General features: G+C 55.0%; 11 protein-coding genes. 7 read left to right on the top strand and 4 right to left on the bottom strand.

The window, feature by feature from the left end:
• Nucleotides 1-19 precede the first annotated feature (19 nt).
• Nucleotides 20-2,995, bottom strand: a complete 2,976-nt coding sequence (locus SH467x_RS04595) for a DUF4332 domain-containing protein (protein ID WP_482370114.1) — start codon at nucleotides 2,993-2,995, stop codon at nucleotides 20-22.
• 295 nt (nucleotides 2,996-3,290) lie between these two features.
• Here SH467x_RS04595 and SH467x_RS04600 point away from each other — a divergent pair, with 295 nt between their 5' ends.
• A complete protein-coding gene (locus SH467x_RS04600; protein WP_482370115.1) occupies nucleotides 3,291-4,352 on the top strand; it encodes a beta-ketoacyl-ACP synthase III in 1,062 nt (353 codons plus the stop codon).
• Between the two features lie 89 nt (nucleotides 4,353-4,441).
• Here SH467x_RS04600 and SH467x_RS04605 read toward each other — a convergent pair whose 3' ends face one another.
• On the bottom strand, nucleotides 4,442-4,690 hold the full coding sequence (locus SH467x_RS04605; protein WP_482370116.1) for a type II toxin-antitoxin system antitoxin: 249 nt from the start codon (nucleotides 4,688-4,690) through the stop codon (nucleotides 4,442-4,444).
• Nucleotides 4,691-4,703: 13 nt separating this feature from the next.
• On the bottom strand, nucleotides 4,704-5,672 hold the full coding sequence (locus SH467x_RS04610) for an SPFH domain-containing protein (RefSeq protein ID WP_482370117.1): 969 nt from the start codon (nucleotides 5,670-5,672) through the stop codon (nucleotides 4,704-4,706).
• 347 nt (nucleotides 5,673-6,019) lie between these two features.
• On the opposite strand from SH467x_RS04610, the gene SH467x_RS04615 reads away from it, so the two are divergent.
• From SH467x_RS04615 to SH467x_RS04640, 6 genes are all read left to right on the top strand, one after another.
• Nucleotides 6,020-8,122 carry a PleD family two-component system response regulator gene (locus tag SH467x_RS04615; RefSeq protein WP_482370118.1) on the top strand — a complete coding sequence of 701 codons (2,103 nt, stop codon included), beginning with the start codon at nucleotides 6,020-6,022 and terminating at the stop codon, nucleotides 8,120-8,122.
• A 149-nt stretch (nucleotides 8,123-8,271) separates the two neighbouring features.
• Nucleotides 8,272-9,294: a sigma-54 interaction domain-containing protein gene (locus SH467x_RS04620; protein ID WP_482371338.1), complete on the top strand. Its 1,023-nt coding sequence runs from the start codon at nucleotides 8,272-8,274 to the stop codon at nucleotides 9,292-9,294.
• Between the two features lie 31 nt (nucleotides 9,295-9,325).
• Nucleotides 9,326-10,537, top strand: a complete 1,212-nt coding sequence (gene ribA / locus SH467x_RS04625) for a GTP cyclohydrolase II (RefSeq protein ID WP_482370119.1) — start codon at nucleotides 9,326-9,328, stop codon at nucleotides 10,535-10,537.
• A gap of 140 nt (nucleotides 10,538-10,677) precedes the next feature.
• Nucleotides 10,678-12,654, top strand: coding sequence for a flagellar basal body P-ring protein FlgI (locus tag SH467x_RS04630; RefSeq protein ID WP_482370120.1), 1,977 nt, complete (start codon nucleotides 10,678-10,680; stop codon nucleotides 12,652-12,654).
• Nucleotides 12,655-12,708: 54 nt separating this feature from the next.
• Nucleotides 12,709-16,434 (top strand): chromosome segregation protein SMC, encoded by a 3,726-nt coding sequence (gene smc / locus SH467x_RS04635; protein WP_482370121.1) that lies wholly within the window; start codon nucleotides 12,709-12,711, stop codon nucleotides 16,432-16,434.
• 18 nt (nucleotides 16,435-16,452) lie between these two features.
• Nucleotides 16,453-16,791, top strand: a complete 339-nt coding sequence (locus SH467x_RS04640; protein WP_482370122.1) for a tRNA-binding protein — start codon at nucleotides 16,453-16,455, stop codon at nucleotides 16,789-16,791.
• Nucleotides 16,792-16,955: 164 nt separating this feature from the next.
• Here the strand turns inward: SH467x_RS04640 and SH467x_RS04645 are convergent, their stop codons facing one another.
• Nucleotides 16,956-17,900, bottom strand: coding sequence for a dihydrodipicolinate synthase family protein (locus tag SH467x_RS04645; protein WP_482370123.1), 945 nt, complete (start codon nucleotides 17,898-17,900; stop codon nucleotides 16,956-16,958).
• Nucleotides 17,901-17,915: the final 15 nt, after the last annotated feature.

Raw genomic sequence — 17,915 nt, forward strand, 5'->3', positions numbered from 1 at the left:
TAGCGGGCATAGGGATGGTTTAGGCTGCTCGAACGGCGCGACAGTTTTGCGCCCAATGAATCCACTCTTGCACTTCTTCGCGTGTCGGTGCATCGGAGCCTCGCAGGATGCGAACTCCCGCTTTGCTGCTCGCGAACCGAGCTACCTTTTCGAATAGCGCCTCGATATCGGCACTCCCCAGTTCCTCCGCTTCGACAATTCCGACGCCGACGATGAGTTGAGCATCGTGTCCACGCAGGTTCGGTACACGGCAAACCAAGAGAGCTTGTCGCTGCCAATCTCGGACGCTCTCCTCCGAAACGCTTTTCTCTTCCAGTTGGGCGGAGATGGTTTCAGCCGAGGTCGCCAAAAGATCTCCGACGGTCTGGATGGAAATAGCCGCAAGCTTCGATGCGATTTTGGGACCGATGCTAGGAGCGTCTACCACCGGGCTTTCGGTGTCCAAGTGGAATTTCCAACGCGAGTTCATCGAGTTGGTTTGAACGGTTCGACCATTCACTGCCGGTTTGGGATCTCGCATTTCGCGTTCGTTGGATGCGGATGACTTGCTAGCACGTTCTTCGCGGAGGCGTGGCTCAAAGGTTCGAATGCGAGGCCCCGCATCGGTGCGATGGAAGTCGGCGGAAGCGCGATCGAGATCCAGTGCAGAACGTCGACGTTTGGTCGATCGCTTCATGGAAGCGACCCATTCTCGAATCCGATTGACTTCGAATGGTCTGGCGGTTCGCAGAAGTTCTTGGCCGCTGCCGCTGCGAAGGAACGCGTCAACACGATCCACCAGTTGGTTCGGCTCTAGATCTCGCAGCATGTGCGAGCGAGTGATTCCGCAACCCACTAGAACCCTGGCATCAAAGGGTCGGAGCATCGGGGTAGCAGTCATCAGTTCCGCCACACATTGCAAATAGTAAACCAGATTTTCATCCGTTCGCATGGCGACTCCGAGCGACTCCGGTGGAGTACGGAGCAAATCGCCGACGCGATGCACCCCAGCTTGAAGGAATCGAACGGCCAGGGCGGGATCCACCGTGGGAACTTGATCGATCGGACTATCTAGATGCAGATGGAATCTGCTGTTGCGTACTCCGATGGGAGCAGTACGGATTCCGGTTGGCCTCGCCGAGTTACTGGCATTCGAATCTACCGTATTCCACCACGAGGTTTCGTCCGACTCGTTCGCCCAGCCGCTGAGCTGTCGATTGATATCCGCGTAATCCTGAGCAGAGCTGTAGAAAGGAGTATAGTATCCGCTGTTCGCCGCTTCACGCACTGAAGGATCGACAGCGAAGTTCGGTGCAGACTGGTGTAATGACGGATGGATTCCCAGGTCTTCGAAACTATCCATGGAATAGCTTGGTCGGGCATACCGAAGGATTTCGTGCATTCGGCAAACGGTTCCACCGTGTGCGGCGATACGACGAGCAATAAACTCGTCGTGCGTCGCCATCAAAATCTGACGACCATCGCGTGCGAATCCAGCCAACACGTGCAGGATCTGCTCCAAGGCTTCGCCTCGAAAGACTTCGACAGATTGATCAAAAAGGAAGGGGATCCGACCGATTCGGGGAACCGCTCGTTCCGCGATCGCCAGTCGGATCGCCAGGTCGACCAATCGTCGCTGGCGGGAATCCGCTGCGGGCAATCGGCGATCATAGTAAGTGTCCCGACCATTCAGCTCGGTCATTGGGATATCGAAGTCGACCGGCATATCCGTGCCGCGGAGATAGGAAGACTCGACCGCCCAAGGTGGAAGTTGGCGCGCGGCGCCGGCCGTGAGTTCGCGCAAGTATTTTTCGGCCAGTGGAATCAATGAGCCTTCGGAAGTCCGGCGATAGGGGGACCGGGTTCGCAGGTGCGACTGGACTTCGGCAAGTCGTCGGTGCCATTGCGCTCGTCGGTCCCATCGACGCAGCATATCTTCTGCGTGAGCAAGTTGCTGTCGCAGTTGCGAATCGTCCCAACTCGCGACGACAGTCGATGTCGCGACGGATTGAGCATGCTGCAATTGGAGTTCGACATCTGCCTTCTCCGCGTTCAGTTTTTCAAGCCTGCTACGAACCCGGTTCAACTCGGTAGAGTAGTCGTTGGATTGGGGACGGTCGGATCGAGTGCGAGGATAAATAACATGGTCCGAGACACCGCTTCGAAACGCGTCCAGGCTCGAAGCCTCGTGGTCTTGCATGGAATCCAACTTCGCATTGGCTTCTGCGACGATCAGATCCTGGTGGGCGTTCTTCAAATGGGAGAGTTCCACATGAATGGTGGCGAGACGTTCGCGAAGACCCGTGAGAATCGATGGCTGGGTTCGTTCCGTGTGGCGGTTGGGAAGGTGATTGACGTGGTGGATGTGCTCGATCTCGGCCAGGATTCGATCCCGCTCCAACGCCCACCAAGCTCGATCGTGATCCACGGCATCCGCGTTGCGAAGTCGGTCGAGCAAGTCTCGTTCTTCGGCCTTTAGGCTCTGGTAGCCTTCATCGAGTTCGTTGCGAGCAGGAGCATGGACACCGAGTCGGCTGGCGGACCACCAAAGCTTCTCCGGCGAGACACTACCGAGCGCGCTGCAAAACAACATCCCGAGGATATCGCCGCGCATCTCATCCCATCGCGCGTCCCCATCATCCCCTTCCCAAAAGATATTTCCCAGGCCTCGGATGCGGTCCCGATCGCCTTGGTGGAGCGTGTGCTGGGAGGGATGCAACGGGGAGTTTACAAAGCCGCCGGGAAGCATCGCGGAGCCGCCGGCAAACGACATTTGCCTGACATGTCCGGTTGCGTCGACCCACTGCATAGAGCCATCAATCGACTCCCCTTCATCGGTTTCGAAAACCTCGTTGACGTAGTTGCCTCGAAAGAGAATGCTCCGTACGAATCGCGCCATGGTGGCGCTTCCACCTTGGAGCGGGGCGTAAACGGCGTTCAGGCCACCACCTAATGGTCCAACCTGCAGATGGGCTGCGGCATTTTTACGGTCGATGTCTAAGCGGATCAAATGCATCGTAGGGCTCCTCCCTCTCCTTTACGCTTCATTTCAGGCGTTCATCCTCGAACGCACGTTGGGTCTTTGAGGAGCCTAGCAGAACCGGGCAGACTGGGTAAAGATCAGTTGGATGCAGCAATTCGCTGAAAGTTGAGAGGTTACGCGATTTGAGGGGGTTGGTATACTTTCCCCCTTTGGGTCTCTGCTCCCGGGTCGCAATCCTCGTTTTCCCGTGAGCCTGGTCATCGGTGGGATGCATCATCGGTAGGCTTGGTCATCGAAGGGCCCTGTCATTCCGCACCGTAGAATACGCATGGCTAGCATCCCCACCTCGGACCAAAGCAACTTGAGTCGAAGCGGACGTGGACGTGTCGCCGCTTGCCCAGGGGTTCTGGTCGCCGCAACGGGTTCCTACGCACCCGAGCAAATCGTCACCAATGAAGACCTTGCGGAGCTAGGCTGCGATAGCGAGTGGATCGTACAGCGAACGGGGATTCAACAACGGCGGCGCGCAACGTCTGAGGAAGCAACCAGCGACCTTGCCTACCGAGCCGCAATCGATTGCTTGCAATCGGCCAACGTGTCTCCCTCGGACGTGGACTTGATCGTCTGCGCGACGATTACCCCTGACTACATGACACCGAGCACTGCGTGTTTGCTCCAAAAAAGCCTTGGATGCATCGCTCCGGCTTTCGACGTCAACGCGGCTTGCGCGGGGTTCATGGTCGGGCTGGTTACAGCTGCTCAGTTTGTCCGCACCGGTGCGGCTCGCAATGCGCTGGTCGTCGGGAGCGAGATCATGAGCCGCACGGTGGACGCGACCGATGTGAAGACGTATCCGTTGTTTGGCGACGGAGCAGGAGCTGCGCTTCTGCAGCCCATCGAACCCGACGAGGGATCGCCAAGCAATCCCGGTAATGGACTGATTCGATTCACCCTGGGTTCCGAGGGAGATCCTAATGCACTGTGCATACCTGGCGGCGGATCTCGCGAACCTCTCAGTGCGCAGTCGATCGCCGAAGGGCGTCAGTATCTGCAAATGGATGGACGTTCGGTGTTCAAGTGGGCGGTTCGAATTGTCGAGGACAGCTTGAACGACGTCCTAGTCGAGGCGGGAGTGAGCCCTTGCGACATCGATTTAGTGATCCTTCACCAAGCGAACATTCGAATACTCGACGCAGCCATCGGACATTTCGCGATCCCTCGTGAACGCATGTTTGTCAACTTGGACCGATTCGGCAATACGTCCGCTGCCAGCATTCCGCTGGCTCTCGATCAAGCGGTCAAAGCGGGTCGTCTGCAGCGGGGCAATCTCGTCTTATTGTGCGGATTCGGAGCCGGGCTCTCTTGGGGCACCTGCCTTCTCCGTTGGTAGTTCGGAGAAAGTGCCCTGCGCTTTACATGCTTCAACGGATCACGCTGGAGTTGCCTGCAGATCAATAGCCGCTGATCAAGAGAGATCGATCAAGAGCCATCGTCGAGGGTCGTGCTCGAGTCGCTCTTCCCATGCGGATGCGTGCTATTGGAATTCGTCGCATCCTTTTGCTCGGGAGAAGCCAGTGGCTTGGGGTATCGTCCAGCTTTTTTGAGGGATTGCGTGAGCAAGATTTCGATTTGCGAGTTGGTACTGCGCAGCTCCTCCTCCGCCCAGCGACGGAGTGCGTCGAGGGTTTCTGGAGGAAGTCGCAGTAGGAAGGAGTCCCGCTTGGCCATGAAGCCCTATCCGCTAGTTATGGAGCGTCCCCGTATTCACCACCGGTTGCGCGTGGCGATCAGAACAAAGTACGACGAGCAAATTCGATACCATGGCGGCTCTTCGTTCGTCGTCGAGTTCGACAATTTTATCTCGGCTTAGGTGCTCGAGCGCTTGCTGAACCATACCGACGGCTCCCTCGACAATCTTGCTACGAGCAGCGACAACGGCGGATGCTTGTTGACGTTGGAGCATGGCGGCCGCAATCTCGGCGGCATATGCGAGATGGCTGATCCGAGCCTCGATGACTTCGACCCCCGCCTTGTCAACGCGATCTTGAATATCGCGTTGAAGCTGATCGCTGATCTCCTGTGTGTTGCTTCGAAGTGAAACTTCGTGATCTTGGCTGTCGTACGGGTGTCGCGTCGCCAGGTTGCGAAGGGCAGCTTCACTTTGAACGCCGACATAATCCTCGTAGTCATCCACTTCAAAAAGCGCTTCGGCGGTATTCACCACGCGCCAGACGACGACGGCGGAGATTTCGATGGGGTTGCCGTCTTTGTCATTGACTTTGGATGGTCTTCCATGGGTTCTGGTTTTCGGCGTGACGACAACTCCTTGTTTGTCTTTCGTTTCCCCGACCGAGGTGGAGCCTGTCTCGAAGTTGCGAACTCTCAATGAAACGGATTTTTTGGAGAAGAACGGATTGACCCAAAAGAACCCCGATTGTTTGACGGACCCCTTATAGGTGCCGAACAGGAGTAGCACGCGAGACTCGTTCGGCTGGATCGCCAAGAAACCGAACAAGGCGATGAAGGTGACCGTGGCTAGTCCTCCAACCGCAAAAAAGGAAAGTACGTTGATGATTTCGGAGCGTTCGTCAACGGAGGAAACCGTGACGACGAATCCGGCGATCGTCAAAGCAAAGCCCAAAATCACCAAAACTAATGGAAACCAACCCGACATGGGTTGAAAGCTCTTCTCAGCGGTCACGGTATTCATCGTCGACTCCTCCAGGAACATGAAATGAAATAATAGCAATGTGATATCACTACGATATACCAAGGCGGAGAAAGTTCGAACATTTGGCGCGCTTGTTGGTTAGAAATTGCTTATTTTTAGGGGGCATCCAAAAGGGGGGAGCTAAACTGGAGGGTGCTATACGCTTCCGCACGCCCCACCTGCTACTCCGAACTTGTCTCGATCGTCATCTCAGTGGAACGGCTATGCTGCGGTATCGTCCTTTGCAATGTTCTATATCTTTGGTTTGCATTGGCCTGACAACAGCCCTCTCGTGCTGCGCACAAGACCCCTTTGGCAACGATCCTATTTCCACGGACGAAGTCCCGGTGAATGTCGGCACAGCGGGTGCAGCGCCAAGCCCGATCGGGGAGGTCGATCTCTTTGAAAGGAATGCAGTCGTTCGATCGTTGATCCGCAGCGCACCTTCCGATCCTGCAGGATTGGCCAGGGCGGTTCAATGGATGGCCCGAATCCGCAGATGGGATGAAGTGGCGCGGTGGCTGAAAGTTATCGAGCAAACCGGATTGGATGAAGCCCGCGCGCACGCGATGGTCGGCGAGGTGGGTGCCAAAACATTTCAAGGGTTGTTATCGCCCTTGGTGCCACTGGAGCCAGCCAACAAGCAGATCGTAGAACGCGTTTTGCAATTGGCCGATCAGTACCGACTCAACCCGGCGATGATTGCAAAAAGTGTCTCGCAGCTTCAGAGTCCTGAACCAAGTAGTTGGAAGCCCGCATTCGGTGTTGTGCAGTCGACGGGTTATATCGGCGTTCAAAGTTTTTTTGGCGCGGTAATGCGACAAGGAGCTCCTGCACCGAACGGAGCGATGTGTGAAACGCTACGACGCTTGGGTGACCCAGCCAAAGATGCTTGGGTGGTCTGCATGCGAACACCTCACGCCGACGCCAGACGCAACCTGATATTGCTTGCTGCGGGATCGAAAGACGCTCGCTACCAAAGCGAACTCACATCTCTCTTCGGAATTGCCGACGACGTGCCGGAAGATCTCCGCGCACTTGCGAACAAATGGATGAGCCGAAGCGAATCATCGCCATCTGGCTCTCAGCTCTTCGATGATTCCTCCTCCCGTCTCCGCGCTCTACTTAGCCGTTACTCCAATGTGCGATTCGATGACGAAGCGGCTACGGGTGTACGCTGGCTGTTAGGCCAAGATGGTCGTTCTTTAACGATGCGCGATTGCACTCCAGCCGAGGAGCTTTGGTTCCGAGTGGAAGGGGAAGCGGAGGTCGTGCTTCAATCGGGAGCGGGCGCGGGGTTGGACTCCGCGATCGCAGCAGCGGTTCTGCTCCAAGGCGAAGACGGCATTCCGGCTACGGGAACGCATTTGTCCCTCGGTGCGAAAGCGCCGCTGTTGGATCGTTATGAATTCGCGTGCCTTGTTTGGGATGCCGCTTGGAAGTATCGGTTTCCAACATCGCAGCGAGTCGTCGCCGAGCAATTGGGAAGATTTTCGTCGCCGATGCCGGTCGAGGTCCGAGACCGATTGGTACAAGGGCTTGAGTCAGGATACACCACGGTCCGATATGCGTGTGCGACAGGTTTGATGCAGTGGATGGCGTCAGGAGCAGATCGCGGGGTAGGGAACGAGAGTTTTCTGGGCCGAGGCAAGCTGGATCGGGTCGTCGCAGAAATGGTGCAATTGACGACGAAGCGGCGAGCCATGGTGGTAGGAGGAAGCAGTTCACTACGATCGCATCTTCGCACGTTGCTGGAATCCTTCGATTACCAATGCGAGGAGTTCTCCTCTGCGGGAACGGCATTGGCTCGATGCAAAGAGGGTGCGCCGGTGGAAGAAATTTTCATCGTCTCGAGGACGCTTGAAATGGACCTAGGGCAACTCGTGCAGCGAATTCGAGGGACATCTACGGGAGCTTCGGTTCCTATCGCGGTTCTTGCTGAGTCCTTGAGCAGTTCCGAATTGCGAGTCTTGGATTTGGAATCGCAGCTAGTGCTGGGCAGCGTCCCGCCTGACGAGATTGGATTGCAGGACATTCTTCGACGGGGTCGAGTCGCGTTTGGAGCAAGTCCAATGAGCGACGTCGACAAGGTTTTTTGGAAGGAAGAAGCGGGTCGGTTTCGCGAAGCGCAACTTGGGAAGTTGGTCACGGCTCCGAAGGCGCCTGTGCAACCGAAAATCCCCCAAACACCCGTAGGACAGCGTGAACTGATCCTTAAAGTTCTGGACAGCGCGATTCCGTTGCCCGAACGCGAGCAGGCAAGCCAACTTTTTGTGCAATCGCTTCGTCAATTTGGACTACAAGTCTCTTCCGAGACGGCTGATGGTCTGTACGATGTGTATAACGAGCGAGGCAAAAGCGAGGTCGATACCCGTGAGTTGCTAAGTCGGATGCTGGATGCAGTCGAAGCCAGTCGCGGGGATCGCGAATGGGGGGCGATTGCTCCTTAACACGGCATCGCACCCTTGGGTTAGGCGCCGTGTTGTTTCGTCAGCCTTCTAAAAGTCGGAACTCCATGGCAGGAATCAGGCAAGACAACGGATCGCAGCGTGTCAGCGCTGGAACGTTGCTTCCAGGAGTCATCGGCTCCGCTCCCGCCATGCAGGACGTGGTTCGCATCACCCGTCGCGTTGCCCCCAGCAATGCATCGGTTCTGCTTTTGGGTGAAACCGGTTCTGGCAAGGAAGTGATTGCGAACGCCATTCATCAATTGAGCGGTCGCAACAGCGGGCCCTTTGTAAAAGTCAATTGCGGTGCGTTGAGCGAGAGTTTGTTAGAGAGCGAGCTTTTCGGTCACGTTCGAGGCGCTTTCACGGGAGCCGTTAGCAATCGCGCAGGTCGATTCGAGGCGGCGCACTCCGGTACTATTTTCTTGGATGAAATCAACAGCACGTCGCTGCACCTCCAGGTCAAGCTCCTCCGGGTCTTGCAGCAAAAGCAGTTCGAGCGGGTCGGGGACACTGAAACAGTTTCTGTGGACACACGTGTCATCGCGGCGAGCAACCGGGACCTTGCGGAAGAGATCAAGCACGAGCGTTTTCGCGAAGATTTGTATTGGCGACTGAATGTGGTACCGATCGAGATTCCACCTCTTCGCAAGCGACGCGAGGACATACCCGCGCTCGTCGGGCACTTCCTACAAGTGTATAGTGCACTCAATGAACGGTATGTGGTTCACATCGAGCGCGAGGCGATGCAAGCGTTGCAGGATTACCATTGGCCCGGCAATGTTCGCGAATTGCAAAACTACATCGAACGCTCGGTGGTGATGGCAGAAACCGATGAGTTGACATGCGACCTCCTGCCATCCACGGTGACAGGGCGCGGTTCGACTCCAACGCCAGCACATGCCGTGAGTGAACAGAAAAAATGGGACTTCCAAAGTTTGGCGACCGAAGTGGTCGTCGAGGGAATCCGACAGTGCTCAGCCGATGCCACCAACCTGCACAGTGCGATCGTGGATCGAGTCGAAAAGGAGCTTATTTCTCAAGTCCTCGCGTCCTGCAATTATGTTCAGACAAAAGCAGCAACCCGGCTTGGCATCAATCGCAACACGCTCCACAAGAAAATGAAAGACTATAGCTTGGATGACATGGATCCCAACTCCCATCCAAACTCCTGACACCATTGGGCTACTCCAAATTCCATCCAAAATGACAAACACAAAGTTCAGCAGTATCGAAAAGGCCGTTGCAGCGATCGCCCGCGGAGAGGTGGTGATCGTGCTCGACGATGAAGATCGCGAGAACGAAGGCGATTTTGTTTGTGCAGCAGAGTCCGTCACGACTGAGACCATCAATTTTATGCTTCAAGGTCACGGACAACTCTGTGCACCGGTGTTGCCTTCGGTTTGCCAGCGACTGGAACTTCGTCCTTTAGTCGATCACAACACCTCCCCGCTTACGACTGCTTTTATGACGCCCGTCGACCATGCTGGATGCAAAACAGGCATCACCGCAGGGGAGCGAGCCGAAACCATTCGAAGACTTGCGAGCGAGAATTCGAAGCCTTCCGATTTCGTCAAACCAGGGCATGTTTACCCACTCCTCGCCATGGAGGGTGGCGTGTTGCGACGAGCCGGTCATACGGAGGCGGCGGTCGATCTCGCGAGAATGGCAGGCCTGACACCCGCGGGGGTTTTGTGCGAGATTTTGAATCACGAAGGAGATCGAGCCACGCGGGATGAGTTGCTCGAGCTGGCCGCGAAACATGGGTTGGAAATCATCACTGTCGAGCAGATCATCTCGCATCGACGCATCAGCGAGAAGTTGGTGAACAGGACGGCCAAGGCCAAATTGCCAACCCGCTACGGACTGTTTGATATTATCGTCTACGGGGTGCAGTTCGAATCGCAGGAACCGGTCGCTCTCGTGATGGGCGATCTCAGCACCGCAGGAGAAAACGCGCCATTGGTCCGGATGCATAGCAGTTGCTTTACAGGGGATCTGGTCGCTTCCCTCCGATGCGATTGCGGCGATCAACTTCAACAGGCCTTGGAAGCAATCGCCCGCGAAGGAAGAGGCGTCCTAGTCTATTTGCCGCAAGAAGGTCGCGGCATTGGGCTCGCTCAAAAGATCAAGGCCTATGCGCTCCAGGAAGAAGGTTTGGATACAGTCGAAGCCAATCACAAACTCGGCTTCAAAGCGGATATGCGAGACTATGGCATCGGCATCCAAATCCTGAAGGATCTCGGATTGCATGAAATTAGGCTCCTCACCAACAATCCCAAGAAAAAGGAAGCCTTCAACCTGCGCGGGTTTGACCTTTCGGTTGTCGATCAAGTGCCCATTATTCCGGAGATCAATGAGCACAACGCTGCCTACCTAGCGACAAAACGCGACAAAATGGGTCACAATCTTCCTTGATCGATTGCCAGCATTCCTGAATTCCCCTGCATGACCTTGACCTGGCTCACACGATCTAGATATGAACCGGAGTGAATTTGCGCAGATGGGATGGATCCCATCGGACGCGAACTATTCTTGCGAATAGGAATGATCGATCGATGGACCGAACCGCTCTGGACACCATTTTGTTCAAATCCAATCCATGCCCGTCTCGTCAACGGCGCAAACGCAGCCCACTCGTAGTTTGCGCGCTGCTAATCCTCGTTGGCTTCGTGGGCTGTCAATCATGGTTCGGCCGCAAGAAGAATGATGAAAACTCCCACTTCATCAAAGAGACCAAACGGATCAAGCAGTTATTGAAGGATCCCGAGCGTCCCCGATTGATCGGTGAGGTCGCCGGTATCACAGGCTTGGTCATCCATCAGTACGATGCCTATGGACTGGTCACTGGGCTCAACAACACAGGGGGATCGGTCAAGCCAGGGGCTGCCCGTGACATGATGTTGAAAGAGATGCGGATTCGAGAGACCGCTTCCCCCGAATCGACTCTCGACGCTCTCTGGACCGCCCTCGTCAAGGTTCGAGGATATGGAAATCCAGGAGATCGAGACAACCAAGTCCTCGACGTCAGCATCGAATGCTCGACCGAATGCAACGCGAGCGACTTGACCGGCGGTTTCCTGTTGGAAGCTCGTCTGCGCGAGATGGTAAATGTCGGTGGCAAAATTCGTGAAAGCGATGACAAGGCTGTTGCTCAAGGGGAACTCGTCATTCTCCCTGCAGCCTACACGAAGAGAGACCGCGAGCCTCTGCGAGCGGTGATTGTGGGTGGTGGACGTTTGTTGCAACCGAGACGATTAGGTCTCCAAGTCCGACCTGACTTCAAGCATGTGATGGTCACGAAATCCATCGAAGAAGCGCTCAACAAGCGATTTTATTTTCACGAAGCTTCGCGTCAACGTTTGATGGCTGAAGGAAAAAATGATGCGCAAGTCGCGTTGACGACGATGCCGAAGTACCGATTCGACGCTTCTCACTTCGCTTCCGTCATTCTCGCAACCGGATTCAATGAAAGCGATGAAGAACGCAAGGAAAGACTCGAAGGATGCAAGAAACTGGTACGCGATCGGACAACCGTTCGACGCGCCGCGGCGGAACTGGAATCCTTGGGAACCCCCGAAGCGATCGATGTTCTGGTCGATACGCTTTCCTCCGTCGACACCGAGATTCGCTTCTATACGGCTTATTCTCTTGCTTATCTCGATCGCAAGGAATCGGTACCGGTCCTAGCCGAAATTGCTCGGAAAGAGGCGGCGTTCCGACCCCTCTGCCTCGTCGGATTGGCGATGAACGAGCAAGACAGCGCCCGCGAGGCGTTGGAAAAACTGCTTCAAGAATCCGAGCCGGAATTGCGTTACGGTGCGTTTTGGGCAATTCGACAACGGGATGAATCCGATGCACTCGTACAGGGCGAGCGTTTGAACGATCGCGTTTCGATGTCGTTGATATCCAGCCAGTCACCTCTCATCGCTGTTTCCTTGCAAACCAAACAAGAGATTGTTTGCTTTGGAAACACGTCACCTGTGACGTTGACCTCCACCTTGAACCCAACTCCCTTTGTGACCCTAACACCCGTGAGTGGGAATCAACTGCTGGTGACTCGCAAGTCAGCTTCCGATGTCATTCGATCTGTTGTGGAGGCCGATACCGTCTCTTTGCTTCGGGCACTCGGCGCAGCGAATGCATCGTATAACGATCTCGTGCAGACCCTGTCCCTACTGTCGGAAAAGAAGTGCATCAGCACTCCCGTCGCGTTCAATCCACGCCCGATGGCGGGTCGTATCTACAAACGCGATGGCGAATCCGAAGAAGCAGCCGAACGACCTGTGGAAGTAGATGCGAGCTCGCGACAGAACGAGACCAAATCGTGGTGGACTGTTTCGAATTGGTTCCGTAACGAAGCGGTGACGCCTCATCGTTCGGCCTCGGAATCTGGAATCGATCTTGATGTCTCCACCAAGAACCAGGAGAAAGTAACCGTCGAGGAGCTCCCAAGCGGAGTATCTCCCTCGGTCTCGACATCTTCCAATGCCTCAAATGAGCTCCCTGAAATCGACTGGGACGCATTGAACTAACGGCTGCACCACTTAAATCGTCACTCTTCTGTTTCGGATCCATCGGACCCATTCATGCTCAAAGCCCTCGAACTAGTAGGCTTCAAGAGTTTTGCCGACAAAACGCGGTTCGAATTCCCCGACGGGATCACCGTGGTCGTCGGTCCGAACGGATCTGGAAAATCCAATGTTGTCGACGCCGTGAAGTGGGTGCTCGGTGCCCAGAGCGCGAAAGCGTTACGCGGCGCAGATATGGCGGATGTGATCTTTAAAGGCTCCGCAGAGGGGGGACGCAAGCCTGCGAATAGCGCCGAGGTCGTGCTTGTTCTCGACAATACCTCGCGCATCTTTCATCACGACTCTGAAGAAGTGCATGTGAGTCGAAGGGTTTTTCGCAGTGGCGAAGGAGAGTATGCGATCAATGGCGAGCCGTGTCGACTGAAGGACGTCAAAGATCTATTTCGGGGCACCGGTGTCGGAGTCGACGCATACAGTCTGATCGAGCAAGGAAAGGTGGATCGTCTGCTGCAAGCTTCCGCGAAGGATCGCCGTGGGATTTTCGAGGAGGCAGCGGGGATTTCTCGGTTCAAAGCCAAAAAGGTGGAAGCCGAACGCCGTATGCAACGCGTCGACCAGAACCTGGTTCGCCTAGGGGACATCGTCGACGAAGTTGGAAAGCGACTGCAAACGCTCAAAAGCCAAGCAACCAAGGCACAGCGGTATCGGGAGATCACCCATCAACTCACCTCACAACGGTGGAGTCTTGGCTGGATCGAAACGCGCCTCCTTGAACACCAACGCAATGCGTTGGAATTGCAACGCACAGAGGCGATCAGTTCTAAAGAAGAATGTGTGGTGAAGTGGAAGGAACTGGATGACTCTGCAGCTCGAGAAAAACGTCTTCTGGATGCGTTGCAATCGGAGCTCGTCTCCTTTCAGAACGCTTATTTGAACTCAGAAAAAGAGGCGATCGCAGCGGAAAGTGGATACAACACCGCCATCGCTCGCTCGGAGGAGTTGGAGATCGAACGCTCGCTCATTCAAGAGCGATTGATCGCATTGCAGGAGAAAGCTTCCTCGTCGGTTGAGGAAACCCAAGTACGACAACGCGAAATCGAGTCGATCGAACAAGAGCAGAAAGACGCAATCCTCTTGCTTGCTCAGCGTGAAGCGGATCTGGAGGAAGTCCGCAGCGAGCTTGAACAACTCAACCAATCGATCGATTCCGATGCAGCCTCGCATGCCGAAATGCAAACGACGATCCATACGTTGCGTTCTAAAATCGTCAGTTTTCAATATCACATCGAGCAATTGCAAAACTCGATCGAAACCTGGCGAAGTCAGGAGTCGCAGTTAAGGTTGGAATGGGAACGCCAGGAAAAAGAATCCCTTCAGTTATCGCACGAGATAGATCGGGCCCGTTTGCGAGCCACGGCTGCGCGAGAGGGTCGGACCGTAGCAGAGCAATCGCTCGAACAGGGACGGAAGAAACTGTTCGAAAGTCAAGAACAACTCGCCGCGATGCAAGGGAAGTTGCACGGAGTGCGGGAGCGATTGTCGGTTCTCACGCAACTAGAAGATCAATTCGCAGGAGACGGACGTGGCGGGCAACAGTTGCTGCGACTAGCTCGGGCGAATCAAGATCTCGACTCCCAAGGTGGCGAGTCTAGCGTCGCGATGTTGTCGAACCCGTGGCATTCGGTGCGGGGACTTGTTGCGGATATTCTGTCGAGCGAAATGCACCTTGCGCCTCTGATTGACGTAGCCCTCGGTCACTTGGCAGATGCAATCGTTTTGAGCAATGGTCAAATTGTGGACTGGATCCATGAAGGTGCGCTCGCCGTCGACGGCCGTGTTACTTTGCTGAGACTGGATCGGCTCCCCAACCGAAGAACAGGGGAAAAGATACAGTTAGATGGACTGCGTGGAGTCATTGGGCGCGCCGATCGACTAACTCAATTTGCGCCGGAATACGAACCGCTGATTCGCGCATTGCTAGGGACGACTTGGTTCGTGGATTCCTTGGCGACCGCACTGGAACTCAGCCACTTTCGTGGAGCAGGATTGCGATTCGTAACCGCCGAGTGCCAATTGATCGACTCCGATGGGAGCATTACGATCGGCTCGTTGCAAGCGGGATTGGGATTGATCTCCCGGCGAACCGAAATGCAGATGGCGCGCGAGGAGATAGTTCATCTCGAGTCAGAGCTGGAGCAAGCGACCCAGGCGATGATTCACCTTCAAGAAAGCCTGGCACGCGAAGAACTTTCATTGAAGCAATTGGAACGACAGGAACGGGAAGCGTCGCAAGAGCTTTCACGCATCGAGGTTCTATCGGAGTCCAATGCCGAACGAAGCTCCTCCCTCCTCAAGCGAATCGACGAGATCCTTTCTCAGATCGCAACCGGCGACGATCGAATTCTCGATGCAGAGAACCAGTCACAGGAGGCCGATGCAGAGTGCCAGCGCAGCGAACTGGCACGCGAGGAGATCGATGTTCGACTGCATTCTCTGCGGGAGCGAAGAGCCGAGCTTCAGTCCAAACTAAAGCTTCAGGAGTCGCTGGCGAACGAACAGAAGATTCAAGTTGCGAGATTGGAACAAAGGCTCGATGGACTGAAACTCACGCTGGATCAACTCGTCTTGGACGCATCGGAGAGAGAAAAGAATGTGAGCCAGGCCAGCCAGTCCCTCTCTCAAATCGACCAACGAATCCAAGAATCCAAACAGCATGCGACCCGCTGCATGGAGGCGATGGGTGAACTGAGAACAACCGCCACGAACCTAGAGACCCAGCGCATTGCGCAGCTCGCGAAGATCGATGAACAGAACAACACGGCTGGACAGGCGCTGCGCCAGTTTGAGCAAATGCGACGTCAAATGGAGAAGAATGAAGATCGCTTAGCACAGATCAACCATAGTTTGCAGCAGATCGAATCTCAAGTCGCACAGCTTCGCGAGCACTATGCTGCAGAGTATCAAATTCTGCTGCCTCGGGATTTGCTCGAGATTGAAAAGCAAATTGTCGAAGACCGTCTTTCCCAAGACACCGCTGGCGAGCTCCAGTCGATCGCTGCCGTTTCCGATATGCAGGAGTTGCAACAACTCAAACAGAAAACGGAATCGGAAGTCGCTTGGCTCCGTTCCGAACTCGCATCCACAGGGAGCGTCAATATGGAGGCGCTCGCTGAACTCGATGCGTTGCAATCGAGATACGATCGCCTCGCAGGTCATCAAAGCGATTTGATTGAAGCCAAAAATGGACTGCTGCGGACCATGACGAAAATCGACGAAGATTCCCGTCACTTGTTCATCGAGACGCTTGAAGCGATTCGCAAAAACTTTCAAGACTTGTATCGGCGGTCGTTCGGCGGTGGCTTCGCCGACATTCTTCTTGAAAACGAAAACGATCCGGATAGCGGTATCGAGATTATTGCAACACCTCCGGGCAAGACCACGCTTAGCAATTCGCTTCTGAGCGGTGGCGAAAAAGCCCTCACGGCGGTGGCTTTGATTATGGCCTTCTTTCAATACCGCCCCAGTCCGTTTTGTATTCTCGACGAAGTCGATGCGCCGTTCGATGAAGCCAATATTGGTCGTTTTGTGACCGTTCTTCGCGAGTTTCTTTCGACCACCAAGTTCATCGTCGTAACGCACAGCAAGAAGACGATGACCGCAGCCAATATGATCTACGGTGTTACCATGCAAGAAAGCGGAGTTTCACGGCAGGTCTCCGTTCGGTTTGAAGAAGTGAACGAGAAAGGGGAGATCCTCACCAGGGACCGAAAGCTCGCTGCCTAGAGGATGGTGGTTCTTTGAATGGAAACAATTGCGTTCGCTGACTTTCTCCGAGTGGAGTTGCGGGTAGGACGCGTGATCGATGCGACGATTTTTGAAGGTGCCCGGAAGCCCGCTTTCATCCTCCACATCGATTTTGGGGACGAAATCGGTATCAAGAAGTCGAGTGCTCAGATCACTTCCCTCTACAAGCCAGAAGAGCTCCTTGGCAAGCTGATTGTCGCAGTGGTGAACTTACCTGAGAAGCAGATCGGCCCCCACATGTCAGAGTGCCTCGTTACAGGATTTCATAATTCGCACGGAGAGGTCGCGCTGTGCGTACCTGACAAGGATGTTCCGCTGGGAACCAAATTACTATAGCTCCTATGACAGAACATGACAGAAGAAGACGATCAACGCACCCTTCAAGGTCCAGGTCTTAACCCTTTTCAGTTCCGCATCTCACAAGTTTTGCTATGGACCGCAGCCGTCGCCGCACGTTTCAAACACTACCCCATCGCATTCTTCATAATGATCGAGGGCATTTAGGCTTGACCGGGCCAGCGATCCCACCAGTCGCGAAACTGTTGCCACTGTTGATCGAGGAATCCAAGTTGGCTTGGGCTGAGCGCGTCGCTTTCTTGGAGCTGCAGTGCGTATTCAGGGTTCCCTGCCAAGACCATGAGTCGTTTGTAGTAGAGAACCAAATCAGGACCTTCGTCGAACGTGGAAAGCACTTTCAAAGCATCGCTCAGCTCAAAAGCCCATTGTTTGGCATTCGAGTCTCCTTGGACTGCTTGTTCGCAGAGTTCGACGAGTCGAAGTACTTCGCGGGGAATGGCATTTCCGACTCCGGTGATCGCCCCCGCAGCTCCGCAATAAAGGAACCCGTGTACGACTTGGGTGTCGACCCCGACCATCAACGAAAGATCAGGATCACCGCTCGTGATATATTCGGCCGCATAGTCTAACGAGGCAGCGCCTCCGAACTCTTTGAAGCCGACCAAGTTCTTATGTTGTTGTCGCAACTGAAAGAACAAATCGGCTTTGGTTTGGTAACCGTAGTAGGGGCTGTTGTAAATCACCGAGGGAAGGCTGGGAGCTGCGGCGAGAATTTTGGAGAAGTGTTGATACTGGGCGGCTGGCGAGGTACCGCGTGACAGAACACGAGGAATCACCATGAGCCCCTTGGCTCCAACCTTCTGACCGTGAGCAGCGTGGTCTGCGGCCAGACTCGAGTTTTGAGCACCGGTTCCGACAACTACAGGAACGCCAGCCTCGGCTAAGAGCCTCACGCCTTCTTGCCGCTGGGATTCGGTAAGGAGGGGCCAGTCTCCCATAGATCCACAGTAGATGACCGCTTTCATCCCTAATTGGATCAGCTCTTGTCCCTTTCGAACCAACGCATCGTAATCCGGGGTTCGATCCGATTTGCAAGGGGTCATCAAGGCTGGCATGCAGCCGCGGAAGAAGTGGTCGTTTCGTGTCATAGGACTTCAGTCAAC

Source organism: Brakhagea slesvicensis (assembly GCF_052161625.1).
Taxonomy (GTDB): Bacteria; Planctomycetota; Planctomycetia; order Pirellulales; family Pirellulaceae; genus JBKCUI01.

Excerpts from the sequence above, each read along its gene's own strand:
- SH467x_RS04595 (WP_482370114.1), bottom strand. The coding sequence starts at position 2,995 with ATGCATTTGATCCGCTTAGACATCGACCGTAAAAATGCCGCAGCCCAT.
- SH467x_RS04600 (WP_482370115.1), top strand. The coding sequence starts at position 3,291 with ATGGCTAGCATCCCCACCTCGGACCAAAGCAACTTGAGTCGAAGCGGA.
- SH467x_RS04605 (WP_482370116.1), bottom strand. The coding sequence starts at position 4,690 with ATGGCCAAGCGGGACTCCTTCCTACTGCGACTTCCTCCAGAAACCCTC.
- SH467x_RS04610 (WP_482370117.1), bottom strand. The coding sequence starts at position 5,672 with ATGAATACCGTGACCGCTGAGAAGAGCTTTCAACCCATGTCGGGTTGG.
- SH467x_RS04620 (WP_482371338.1), top strand. The coding sequence starts at position 8,272 with ATGCAGGACGTGGTTCGCATCACCCGTCGCGTTGCCCCCAGCAATGCA.
- ribA (WP_482370119.1), top strand. The coding sequence starts at position 9,326 with ATGACAAACACAAAGTTCAGCAGTATCGAAAAGGCCGTTGCAGCGATC.
- SH467x_RS04630 (WP_482370120.1), top strand. The coding sequence starts at position 10,678 with ATGGACCGAACCGCTCTGGACACCATTTTGTTCAAATCCAATCCATGC.
- smc (WP_482370121.1), top strand. The coding sequence starts at position 12,709 with ATGCTCAAAGCCCTCGAACTAGTAGGCTTCAAGAGTTTTGCCGACAAA.
- SH467x_RS04640 (WP_482370122.1), top strand. The coding sequence starts at position 16,453 with ATGGAAACAATTGCGTTCGCTGACTTTCTCCGAGTGGAGTTGCGGGTA.
- SH467x_RS04645 (WP_482370123.1), bottom strand. The coding sequence starts at position 17,900 with ATGACACGAAACGACCACTTCTTCCGCGGCTGCATGCCAGCCTTGATG.